We start from the raw sequence: 13,838 nt of genomic DNA on the forward strand, positions 1-13,838 counted from the left end.
ATCTAGCCATACATGATAAATGGCTTTGAAAGGGTGCTTTCTAGTAATTGCGATATTCTACATCATGGGTTGAATAAATTATTTCATCACTCTTGATACGATCTTGTAAACCAGATTTCCCAGCCTGTAGTAATCCTTGAATTCCGTAAGTACCTTCGTACAAGTCTGACCGATCATCGTCTTAAGAATAGCGACACCAATTTCAAAGCGATAAACATCCCATACCGCATCAAGAGCATCGAGGACGTTATATCCAGAAAGAGCTGTCATAATGACGGAGTCCTTATAGTCCACTCTCTCTGTGTTTCGCATTAGCTTAGTCGCCTCACCTATCCTTACTCTATCGCCCCGAAGAGTCGTCAATGTAACGATAATGGCAATTTCATTATTGCTGAGCAGCATGCGTTCCGCACTGGACAGATCATCGTAAAAAGCTTGCTGCTCACGTGTCGATATTTCCTTAATAATCAGATACGTTTCATCCAAGTTGTTGTTGTTAGCCATCCGTATGGCATCGCTAAGCTCTACGAGAGTGATCAGCCCAGAATCAAGCATCCCCTTGGCTATCTCCTTAAGCGACCAGTGACCCAGCTCAAGCAAATTGTAAGGAACCCATTGTACGTGGGCGTTTACCGCCAGCAACGCTCTAGTAAGCTCAGCAATTTCCTTGAATCCTCCGTCGTACAAGAACTTGGAAATATAATAAAGACTGTAGCCACTGCTGTGCAAAGCCTTCGAGAGGTCGGTGGAAGGTATGTCCAACTGCCTCAAAATAGAAATCGTGTCGTTATCCCAATTGAAGGTGTATTTTAAGTATTCACCGACAGCGTATCCGTTTTTATGCAGCCAATATAGTTTATTTTCGAGCGTCCGCTCTTTCATGTACCGAAGCGCCTCTTCTGCGTTATAACCATACTCCTTCAGAAGTGTAAAGATCGAATCTTCTCGCGCATCGTACCGATTCAGCGTGTTCAAAATTTCTCTACCGTCATAACCGCGATTTTTCATTTCCTTCGCAATATCGACCATAGAAACGCTCGATAAAGTCATCTTGACGGTTGTGAATACGCGATATGCATAGCTGGTACTGTTTACGTACCCATTCTGCCTCAGAACGTCAATGATGTCTCCCGCTTTTGAATACCCCAGCTTGACGAACAGCGCCGATTGCTCCTCGATTGTTGTTGCCGTCCCTCTGCCGGCCGTGAAGAACATATAGAAAGCACGGATAATGCTGGCTCGATCAAAACCAAGCGTCAATAACGTGTCGATCAAATATCCGGAACGATCAGGACCAAGCAGGTTTTGCCGTTCAAGCTCGGTAGCAATCCCGGCGGCGTCCGTTCCTTTCGACTTCATACGGGCGAGGTAAGCAATTAGCGGATTGCCGCCGAATACTTCACCTGCGGCCATCCGTACCTGATCCTGCGGAATTAAGGTTTCCGGAATAGTTTCCATTATCGTTGCTGCATCCATTTGAAATAACAGCTTCATAGCGAGTACGATATCCGCGACAGTGAATTTGGCTTTCATAAACCGCACAACATTGAGTGGCACAAATGCGGTGGTTGCCGGGAAAATATCTTCCAATACCCTTAGGTTTGTGTTGGTATAATAAACTCCCACTATAGCAAGTCCAATCACTTCCGCCGGATAATAGGGAGAAAGCAATTCAGTAACTGCTCCTGAGTCGAGTTTATAGTCAAACCTAAGATATTGGACAATTTCCTTAATCTCATAGCCGGCATCCCGCAAGAACACAACCGCTCCTTGTGGCGTCGCAACACCTTTCAGCTTAAGGACATCCTTGATAATGCTCACCGGAGCAAAAGCCTCTCCGTACACTTTATTAAGCGTTGATTGAATGGCTGCTTCTTGATAAACGGCAAGTCCCTGAAGAATCACAAGCGCCTCTTCTCTCGTCTTGCCATATTGCTCCTTACTCGCCTTAACGATGTCCTCCATGCGGTAGCCTGCATGCAAGAGCTGATCCGCCATAGCTTCAGCTGATGTTGCTCCACCTGCTTTGATTACTTCGATTAAAGCGCCGTTCACCGCTTGTCCGTACACTGCATTTACGCTGCTCAGAATGACGTTCAGCTCGAACAGCTCACTGCCAATTAGCAATGCTGCGGTTTCGCCGGCTGTCTTGCCGTAAAAGCCTTTAACCACGCGTACGATATCTATCATCGGAACGCCTGAATTCCACAAGTAAGAAATGGCCGCTGCTGCGTCCGTGATTCCCCCTTCTTCTAGATACTGCAGCGCCGTAGACTCTGATGACTGCCCATAAACGGCAGCTACCGTTACTTCAATAACCTTTTCGTTGTCCACTTGGAGAGCGGTTAGAACCGTTAACGTTTTGTCTGCTGCAAATCCAAAATAATCCTTAGCTGCGCCCACAATATCATGGAGCGTATAGCCCATGCCTCTCAGGAGCGGAACAGCCTCTTCCAGCGTATAGATTCTGCTCTTCTTAAGCAGGCTGGATAAGCTTTCCTCGATCGGTTTTCCGTAAACTTCAAATACAGTTGCTACTAGCTCATTAAATGAATATCCATTTGTTTCGGAGAGAATGGCTAGTGTCTCACCTGCTGTCATATGGTAATAATCCTTGGCAATTCGGATAATATCCCGCAAGCTGTAGCTGAGCTTAAGCTGTGGAATCGCATCCGCCAACTTTCCGATGCCCAGATCGATCATGGCCTGAATCGTAACCTGCTCTAACGCTAAACCGTAAACAGCAGAAACTTCCGCCAAAATCCGACTCTCCTCATCGACTGCACCATCCATTAAGGCTTGTACCACTTTAGAGGAATCGAGCTGGTAATAATCTTTTCCTACCTGAATCATATCCCGGAGGCTGAATCTCATCTTTGTCAGATAAGGTATTGCATCCTTTAATGTCACCAGGTGCTGAGCCTCTAAAGAATCAACAATGCTTGCGTTTTGTGAGCTGCCGTAAACATTCGATATAGCAGAAAGCACGACACTCTGGCGATACCGGCCAGTATCCAGCAGTGCTTGAAGAGCTGCACCCGATGAAATACCATAACCGTCCTTCGCCATCTTCACGATCGAAACTAAGCTGAATTGCGCCTTATAAGCAAGTTCAATTCCACTGGTAAAGGATTCTGATCCTTCTGCTGCCTGCCGCTGATACATCGTTAACTCAACGGATTGATCAAAAACCGAAGCTACTGCCTGGATGAGCACATTGCTTGACGACAAGTATACCGTTGACAAGCGAAGCGCGATCACCCCAGCCGATTGGCCAAAATGGTTTTTTCCAACGCTCACGATATCTTTCATCGGGAAGCCCGTGACGTACAGGTAATTAACCGCTTCACCAAAGGTCGTGATTCCTTGCTGCTCCAACGCGCCTGCAACTGTTTCATCAAGTCCTTGACCGTATAAGGAAGCGAGGCCAAGCAGAATATCGTCGATGTCGTTAGGATATTCTTTTGCAAGCAAGAATGAAGCTTCGCTGGAGGTAAGCTGATAATAATCTTTCAGGCTGCGAGCAACAACGGATAAGGAATAACCGCTCATTCTAAGAAATGCAATACCGTCCTTAGGCTCTTTGCTGGACGAAGCGTCAAGCAGACCAGCAATCGTCACTTGCTCTTGTCCGTACAAAGACTGCAGAATCGCTATGGTGGATTTCATATTACCCATTCTTCGAGTGTGGATGAGAAGTCCTTCCATTACTTCTTCTTTCGAATATCCACCCTTAATCAGTGCCGGCCCAACCTTGCCTGAGTCAAAATAAGACGGATACAGCGCACCCAGCGTATTGATGACAGAAATGGCCGTTGCGCCTTGCTCCTTCAGCACTTTGATCCAAATCGTCAGAGGGTCTCCGCCATAAGCAGAAGCGATGGCAGTACCTACTTCTTCTGACGAATAGCTGACAAGCAGAAGCGCAGACGCCTCTGAGAATGGCAAGCCGTATTCCGTTCTAAGCACTAATGCAATATCCCTTACCGAATATGGAGCAAGGCGTGTGATGACTTGCCCTATCGTTAGCGGTTCGGTCCGTTGGTTCAGATAGGCAGCAACCTCACTAGCGGCTATGCCTTGTTTGCTGAAAGCCCCAATCCATTCCGTCCAGCCCCGCGCTTCAAATGCCTGTGCAATTTCCGTAAATTTATACCCCGAGTCTTTTAGCGCTGCGGTCAAATACGGCAATCCTTTCGCACGTACTCCGCCAGTAGGGTAAAGATTAATTGTTCCTTCAATAATGTCATCCAGCGTATAGAAGCTAGAGAGGCTCATCGCCACTGTCGCTTCCTGTATTGACGTTCCCGGGAACAAATATTGCGAGTCCTTTACAACCGTTGATACACTGCAAGGACATTTAAAATAATCAAATGCAGTAGTCCTTTCAAGCTCTACCCATTGCTGCAGCGTCAAGCCTAACTGAGCTTTTAGAGCTTGACCTATGGCTAGCTTCTCCCAGCTTTTGATGCTTGTGAGCGAACGGGCCAAAGTAGTGGCATCCATGCTTACCGTTTCATCATTTGCAAAAGTCGTTCGAAGCGCATGTAATACATCTCCAGCCTCGAAGCGGTCATAGCTGCGGAAGATAACTTCCACCGCATCCTCCATTGTGAAGGACGAGCCTCCGCGAATGACGGCATTTCGAATTGTGCTTAATCCTCGCGCGGTAGACATACCCGACTGCCTCAGCAGCGTCAGAGCTTCCGAACGGCTGCTGGCCATTCGATTATTCAGAATATAAGCCGTAAGTTCCGCAGGTTCATAACCAGCGCGAATTAATGACAACAGCATCGTCTTTCTTTGGTCGCCCTTCACCCCCGGATACAGTACGCTGATGGTCGTAGCGATATCAGCCCCGAAGCTTTCTCGAAGCAATCCCGCCTTGCTTTCCATGTCATAACCATGATCCGTAAACCCTCTCATAGCCTCACTTAGTCCAGCCGCTTCGGAACCCCATGCGCCGAGTACGGCGCTAGCAATTTCACCGATCCCGTATGATCCGCTTTTCATAGCGCCAACAATAACGGTTGCACCATCGCCGGAGGCTTGAATACCTTTGGCGACCTGGGCAGCAGCAATACCTGCCGCCAGCATAGCTGAAGCTGTTTGTTGCTTATCGAAGGTGCTTTTTAAGATGACATAAGCTTGTCCTATCTCAATGCCTGCTCCCAAGTAAGTCAGAACAGCCTCGTTGACGTCGCTGAATGAATACAGGTCTCGCAGCGCAATTCCTATATTGTTAGCAGGATAACCAGCACTGCCAAGCAGTTTCGCATTATCTACGCTAGATGCGGCATAAGCCTCTTTAATGACAACTGCGGATTCTGCTGCCGTGAATTTCGCGGCAGCCAAAGCTTCGATGGTGCTCTCGTTCGTTAAGCCGTAAACGGATTGAACAGCATCCCTAATCTCGCTAATACTGTACTTGCCTAGCTTCAATGCCACAGCGGCGTTTCCGCCAGTTTCCGCATAGGTATAACGCAGAACATAGGCGGATGAAGCGGTTGTTACTCCGGCTAGCTTAAACGACGCCATTATATCTCGAGGCTGATAGCCAAGATTACGAAGCGGCAGTGCAATGTCTTCAGCTTCATAGCCAGCTGTGACAAAATCCGGTATCAGATTTACATAGTTGGAAATATAACCCGACGCGCTTAAAGCCTGAAACAACGTAGGCGCATCTGTATCTATTTCGTATAATAGGCGGATGAATGCACTCCAATCCAAACCATATTCTTTCTTGACCGCTTTTGCGTAGTTCGCTGGGGTAAATCCAGCTTGCCGTAGTAGTCTTAATGATTCTAACGCAGTCTTGCCATAATCAACCCGCAGTACATGCACAGGGTAAACGGCATCGTACTGGGTGGAATGGCTTTGCAGGAAACCATCCAGGGTAGCGACATTAGCTACCTGGAATTCTCCAAAAGTGGCCAAATACGTCTGATTGACTGCCTTGACCCGGTTGATTCCGCTATAAGCGACGGCTATCGTCGATGTCGAACTGATAACCGCCCCGCTGCTGCTCCAAGTCAACTCGATTTTCGTAGCATCGGAGGTCAGTCTTGTCATAACCCCGCTTTGCCATTGGTTGTTAATTTTCACAGAAAACGTTGACCCCGAATTAACAACAGCCAGCGGCTTATCAAAGGTCAGGGTAATGGCTTTTCCGTTTTCACTCGACACTGCATCGATCAGCTCGGGAGGTGTACTCACGTTGCTGATGATCATATCCCCTCCAAAGTCATGCCCGTCCTTGCTCAGACGAAGCTTAAACTCCTTGTTATATCCGATATATTCATTAATAAAGTAGGTTTGCCCAAAGTCCGGCGTTGAAACAGAGGTTGGGCGATACCAGACTGCGCTGCCATTGTGCATTTCGATATTCAAATTTTCTATCGGAGCACTAAGGAGCAGATTAAATCCATTTTCATTCACTCGAACAAACGTTGCAGAGATAACAATCGGCACATAAGCGGCATTTAATTTTTCCTGCCCAGCAAAGATATAGCCTTGCTTGCTAAAAGCTACGGTGTACGTTTGCCCTTCAACCACATTCGCTTTAATTAAAAACGACCCTGTCTCTGCACCCGCTGTCACTCCAGTGACTGTGACCTCTGTCCCATCTTTAGACAAGAGCTTCACATCTTCCGGCTGCAGATCTTTTGGACCCGCTCCAACGAAAGTGACCGTCAAGCCGTTTCTAGCAGCAGCTAAACTTTTCGGATATTCCGTCATCGGAACATAAACATCCAGCGGTCCTTCCACCACACGATCCGGTATTTGAGCAATCAGCTTATAATTCACACCTGCTGACAGCGGAGTAATGATGTTGTAGATTCGTCCTGCATCTGGCGCATCTGGGTTGTTCCCGTTCGGATTTACAAGCTGGAATCCAATTCCTCGACCCTGTTCATCAAGCAGTGTAAGCCATGTGCGATCCATATTACGGACTGCTTTGCTTAATTCCAATGTGAAACCGTTAGTTGTAATATGGCTTGCTGTCATACGGATCGGCACCTGCGCTTCCGGTATAGGCGCAGCTGGAACAAGAACCGGAAGTCCGCTGCTGAATGCGTAGCCGCTCTTCGTTAAAGTCAGACTGTAAGCCGCTCCCTCTTCGAGTGAGGCATGTACCGCATATTCGATACCAGCATTCTCGGCTGTAATAGAGGCGATGGCAATCGCAACACCTTGACTATTACGCAAGCTAAAGTCACTTGCACGCAAGCCCGGAACAGCCGAATCAAGCAGCACGTTAAACCCATCTTTACTGACACTTGATAGAGTTGGATTTACTGGTACCGGCACAAAAGCGTTCAGTACCGCTCCAAAATCATATCCTGCTGCTGTTATAATCAGTTTGTACGTTTTCCCGCCTTCAAGCGCTGCGGATAATGTGTACGTTCTTCCACCGTTATTTGTTGTTACTGCTTTTATAATTACCGATTTGCCCTCGGCATCCTTAAGTGCGAAGCTGCTCGCAGACAGTCCGCTTAGTCCCGGTGCAACAGAGACGACAAGTCCCGACTCGGCAGCGCCTTCCACCGTCACCGAAATCGCGCTTGGAAGCAAAGCCGACAACGCTTGTCCAAAATCATACCCGCTCTTGCTTAGCGCAAAAGAGTAAGTTTTGCCTCCTTTATAAGAGGCTTTAATCCGATAAGTTAGTCCGCCATCCTCCGTAATGACCGAAGCTGCAGTAAGCCGGTTGCCCTCCTCGTCCGTGATAGCCACATGGCTTACATCCAAATCCGGTACAGCTGGGCTAAGTCCAATGACAATTTCCGAAGCGCCTGAACTTAGCACTGCAGCATTTGCGATGATTGGAACGTCAACCACAACTCCGCTTCCGAAATCATACCCAGCTTTGGCAGCGGTGATTGTGTACTGCTCCGCTCCCCAAAACTCAGCTTCAATTAGGTAGCTATTACCCCCATCACTCGTGGTTGCGGAGGTAATTGCCTTTGTACCGCCCTCCACACGTTTAAGCTGGAAGTCACTTATTCGTAAATGAGGAACTGGCTGATCTAAATGCAATATAAAAGCTTGATTGTTCCCGCTAATCATCCCGCCAAAACGAACGCCTACAGAGAGAATGGAGAAAGCTAGCGGATCACCATAGTCGTAGCCCATTTTTGAGATGAACACCGAATAGACCTTATCAGGAACGATTGCGACGCCTAGCTCATACGAATAACCTCCGTCGTTTGACACGTTCGTGCGAATCGAAACGTTTACCCCGTTCTCATCCACTATATGAATATCCGAAGTATTTAACATCGTTTGTTCCTTAAAATGCAATGTGACTCTCGAAGCCGTTGCTTGCACGGCCGAAATGGATCTTGAGTTTAGTGTAATCTTGTCGAGCGTAGAGAACATGTAGCCCTCTTTTTCTACAGTAGCGGTATATGTGATTCCTCCTTTTAAAGGAACCGTAACCGTATAGCTGGCTCCGTCAYCACTCGTCTGGATGGATTCAATAGCTACTGTATTTCCGTTATTGTCTTTAACCTTCACGTCTGCGGCTTGAAGATTCGGAATCGACGGGAAGAAATAGATGGTGAATCCCTGCTGCGACTGGCGTAACAGTATCGCATCGGCACGAACCTTCAGMCCAACGGTCAGCGGATTTCCAAAGTCATATCCCGGATAAGTGATGACCAAGCTATATGTCTCGGATACATTAAAATCGCCAATGAGAGAATAGGATGCGTCTCCTTCGTAATGAAGCGTAAATCCGATTGGCCGGCCTTTGCTGTCTGTCAGCTTAAAGTTGTCCCCAGTCAAATCTGAAATAAGCGGGTAGACATCAACATAAATCTTCGTTGCCGTCGTACCTCTCAATTGAAGTGAGCCTATTACGGGAATATCCACCGTGATCGGCGACGCTAGCGTAAATTCACTTCGGTTCAGCTCAAGTGAATATTTTGCACCAGTCGCAGCTCTGATCGCCACCAGATAAGTTAAACCCTGATCTTTTGTTGATAAAGAGTATTCCGTGTACGGAATTTGCTGACAGTCTGGTTTTCGCAAAATAATGTCGGCTGGCTTCAAATCAGCAACTTTTTCGCTAAAGCTTAGTTTGAAGCTATCCTTCTTCATCTCGGATACAGAAGCGGTAATGAGCTTGGTAAACACAAAGGATACTGGCTCGTAACGTTGATAAGTCAAATCCGGCTTTACCAGAACGGTATACGATTTACTAGGAATCAGCGCTGCTTCCAATACATAGCTGCTTCCGAAATCCATTGTGTTCGCCGAAGCTATGTTTATCGTTTCCCCTTGAGCTCCCCGAATGACGAAATTTTTCTTCCCAAGTCCGATAACTGGAATGTCAAAATGTACGGTAACACCCGAAGCAGAAAATCCGGCAACGGTTGCTTCGGAAGGCAAGGTAAAGGTTAGGTGGCTGAACGAATAACCATCCACCTCAATATCAAAGGCGTATGTTTGTCCGCGTGTCAAAGCAAACGTACCGCCAAAAGACATCTCAAAGTTCATTCCATCGGCAGACATGACTAGCGTTTTTGGGTGATAGCGTTTGCCCTGTTCATCTTTTACCGCAAGACCCTGTCCGTACTCTATTTGCCTTAGAGGAGTAGAGAAAGTAACCGCTACTGCCCCGTCTTTGGAGACGTCAGTAATAACCCCGGTGACCAATTGATTGACGTAAAACGTCGCCGGCCCGTCAAACTTCACGTAATCCTTGCGGAAGGCGATCGTATAGTCACGACCACTGATCAAATTTGCACTGACACGATAGGATAATCCTCCGTTGGTGGTGGTCAACGCCAGTCCACTAACCCCATGGCCCTGATTATCTATTAATTGAATATGAGCCGGCAATAATCCAGGAACTGCTTGTTCAAATGTCAGATCAAAGCCATTCATGGCTATTTTGCTAATGGTCGCTTTCCCCGCGTTGATTGTTTCTCCGGCTTCAAAGTCGATCCCCTGCGATGGAAGATGACCAGGAAGACTCAGGTTATAGCTGCCGCCAAGCAAGTCAGCCTTCAACCTGTAGGTAAGACCGCCATCCATTGTCACAGCGTCTTGTACCGTTACCCGCTCTCCTGTACTCTTGCGAGTCAGAAGAAACTGACCGGGCAATAACCCCGCAAAGGCATAGCTAAGCTTAACCCGAAGTCCCGAATCGACAATCTGATCCGCCGAAATGGTAGTAACGACCGGAACATGAATGTTATAAATCGTCTGATCCATTGTCGCACTGACCTTCAGTACGTAATCACCAGGAGTCAGATCAGCAGCAATCCGATAACTCCAACCGCCGTCGCTTGTCACTGCAGAGCGGAGTTTTATGCTGCTTCCGTCGGCCCGCCTGAGAACAAAGCCGTTGACCGTATCAATAGAAGCAGGAGGATTAAGAACAAAGGTGAATCCAGTATAGGAAATGTCAGTTATTGTGTTCTTCTCCGCGAGCGTAACCGATTTCGGTAAACCAAAGTCGAAGCCCTCACGTACAACGCTAATAAAATATGGTTTTCCTCTCAAACCGTTATAAGAGACAACATAAAATCTTTGCTGAGGGTCCCACACGACATTCGTTATGGCTACCGCATTCCCCAGCGCATCCATGACCTTGAAATCATTGGCGGTCAAACCCGCTATATTCGGGTTAAGCCCAACCATGACATTATTTGGACCAGCGCCTATATACCAAGGGTTGATGGTTGTCCGAACAACGTTTACACTATTCCCGAAGTCATAACCCTCACTGCTTATTTTTAGTGTTAAGGGTTGATACTGCATGGTCACCGAATTAACGAAATAACTGCTACCATTATTTAGGGTGGATATACTGTCTATTGCAATTTGATCACCGTTTGTATTCGCTAGGGAAAACGCAGCTGCTGTTAACCCTGGGACTGGTATGCTGAAGTGAACGATAATCCCTGCATTGGACGGATCAAACGCCGTTTGTTTCGATACGGCTATCTTCTCTGGAACGATAAGCGTACCGACCGTATAGCGGTCATCATCCACATCAATTCTATACCGATAGCTCCCAGCAGCCATTAAATCGGTCGATAGGATAGCCGAATGCCCATCCGCGTTCGTTTGGACAGAAGAGACAGCAAGCGATTTCCCATTTCCATCCTCTATTGTGATCAAGGCATTAGCCAAATCGACCGTGTCGTTTGGGAATTTCAACTGAAAGCCTTGACGATTGACCCACTCTACACTTGATAGAATTGGGGAAGGTTCTACCTTTAAGACAATTTCGCTGCCAAAAGCATAACCTTCTTTATTTAGCAATAAGGTATACGTCTCGCCTTTCGTTAGGGAGGAATACACTTCATACTCTTTGCCGATAGATACCGCGCTTAGCATATTAATGCCTATGTCCGCTCCAGCAGCATTCTTTAAAATAAAGCTTAGAGCATCGATAGCTGGGACRGTACGATCGAGCTCCAGCATGAAGCCGGATGTCGAGATGTGGCTAACGGCCGCATGGACAGAAATACTGCTGGGCGGGGTAACCGCAACGATAAGCGCCGCGCCAAAGCTGTATCCAGCTTTCTTAATCATTAGTGAGTATGTCTCGCCTTCGGCCATTTCCGCTTTGACAGCATAAGTTCTACCGTCATCATCAGTAGTAACCTCCGACACTCCAATCTCAGTGCCTAGATCATTTAAGGCTAATGACAAATGATCCTCTGTCAGCCCCGCGACAGGAGTATCCAGCTTCATTGTAAAGCCAGCTGTACTTACGTCGGATATTGAAGCGACCACTGATACAACCTCTGGATCAGTAATCGGCACGAATATCGATACCGCGCTGCCGAAATGGTACCCTTCCTTGGCAACCGTAAGCGAATACGTTTCACCCTCGGCAAGTGACGCTGATAAATCATAAGCGCTGCCGCCCATACCCTCCGTTACGGAACCTACTGCGATGCTTTCGCTGCCGTGTTTGAGTATAAACTCAGCTTGCGTCAATCCAACAACCGACGGACTCAGCAGCAATGAGAATCCCGCTTTGCTGATTCCATATACGGACGCTGCAACCGAAATGGCAGGCTGATCAGTTTTCGGAACTTGAAATAAAATCTCAGATCCAAACTGAAACCCAGCCTTAGCTATCGTCAGCTTATAAGACTCGCCCTCCGTGAGAGCGGCTGTAATAAAGTAAGAGCTGCCTCCGTTAAGCGTAGCCACTGATGCAATGGTAATGTTTCCGTTCGCAGCGTTTTTCAGTGTCAGATGTGTTGCGGCGAGCCCCGGTACTGGCGAGCTGAACGCGAGTCTGAATCCCGTCACTCCTGCTTGACCCGCAGTCGCGGTTACTGTTACATCAACCGGATCCGTTGGTCTTGGCGTTTCTGTTGGTTTGGGTGTATCGGTTGGTTTAGGTGTATTAGTTGGACCCGTTGGCCCGCCCGGCGAACCAGTTCCCCCGGATGCTCCACCTCCAATTAAACCACCTTTCTCGGTTACTTCTTTTTGAGCAGGCTCCTTCTCAAAAACAACTCCCAGAGCATCGACAATTGCTTTCTCAATCGTTCCTTTGCCTTTCACATTCGCTGGTCCATGCAGTTCCATGCTGCTAACGCTGGCGCCTTCCGCAAGTGAAATGGTTGCTGTCTTAACCTGCTCACTAACGGTTAATTTTTCTACAGATCCCGAAGCAATGGTTAACTGCACATCGCTCTTAACCTCGACTTGTTTAAACTTGCCGGACAAAATAACTTCGCCGGAAGAGGAGATCGTAATTCCCTCTATCCCGCTGCCTTCAGATATCGGAGATTCAATATTCGCCTCCGATTGCACATCCAGCTGTCTTATAATCGTTGTTCCACCGATGACAACCCTAACTCTTCCATCTGCTTTGTCGACGACGACAGCTGCTAGCTCTGAATCATCAATATGTACGCTGTGCTGTCCGCCGCCGTTTACAAACGTGCTGCCAAGCACTTTCACACCTTTAAGAAACACATCTCCTTCGCCGACTTCTTTCCCAATAGTGAGATTTCCCTTAATCGTCACATTGCGAAGAGTTGTGCCTGGAGCCTCAATGGTTAAGTCGCCAGCGACTTCAAAGTTCCCTTGCGCCTTGCCCCATGTGCCGCCTGTTTCAAGAACCTTTGCGTTAACGGTTATTCCATCTGCTGATCTAGTTGATTGCTTCAGCACTCTATCGAGCATCATGACGGCTTCCGCCCGTGTCATCGGCTGAACCGGCCGAAGCGTGCCGTCCGCAAGCCCGCTTATGTAGCCCGCTTCAACAATGGCTTCCAATGCATCGCGTCCGTATCTCGGAATGCTAGCCTCATCCTTAAACTCGCTGAGCAGGCTAGCCCCGACTTTTCCTATTACCGGCACAAGGCGCGAAAGCACAACAGCTGCTTCTACCCGGCTTAGCTTCTGCTCTGGCCGAAATGTTCCATTGCCATAACCTTCTATATACCCTGCTTCCGCGGCTGCTTGCACTTGCAATGCATACCAAGCGGTCGGAGCGACGTCCGTGAACTGCTTAGTCCCCGCTCCTTTGAACGCGAATAGCCGGTTGACCAGCGTTACGTATTCAATCCGGCTTAGAGCTTGATTTGGCCTGAAGGTTCCGTCCTGAAAACCCTCAATTAAACCTTGGCCTGCCCACTCCCTGACGGTCTTCTCCGCCCAGTGGCCCGCTAAATCTGAGAATGCGGCGGGCACTTTAGCCGGAATTGCAGATGCTGCGAAGGCTTGCCCGCTCGCATTGCCTATGCCGGGAGCTACAAGACCGACAACTACGCTAGTAATCATCATCCACTTGAGCAGCAGGCTCCTTAACATTCTAACTTTTTGTTTCCTCACAATGATTTCCCCTTCCA

1 protein-coding gene is annotated in these 13,838 nt (G+C 47.9%); it reads right to left on the reverse strand.

Translation table 11 applies throughout. The features are described from left to right. Positions 1-78: 78 nt before the first annotated feature. The gene (locus AC1DSE_RS09035) at positions 79-13,821 is read right to left on the reverse strand and encodes an S-layer homology domain-containing protein (RefSeq protein WP_477527604.1); all 13,743 of its coding nucleotides are present in this window, start codon (positions 13,819-13,821) and stop codon (positions 79-81) included. Between the last annotated feature and the right edge of the window lie 17 nt (positions 13,822-13,838).

It is taken from the genome of Paenibacillus sp. 01L418, from assembly GCF_056400045.1.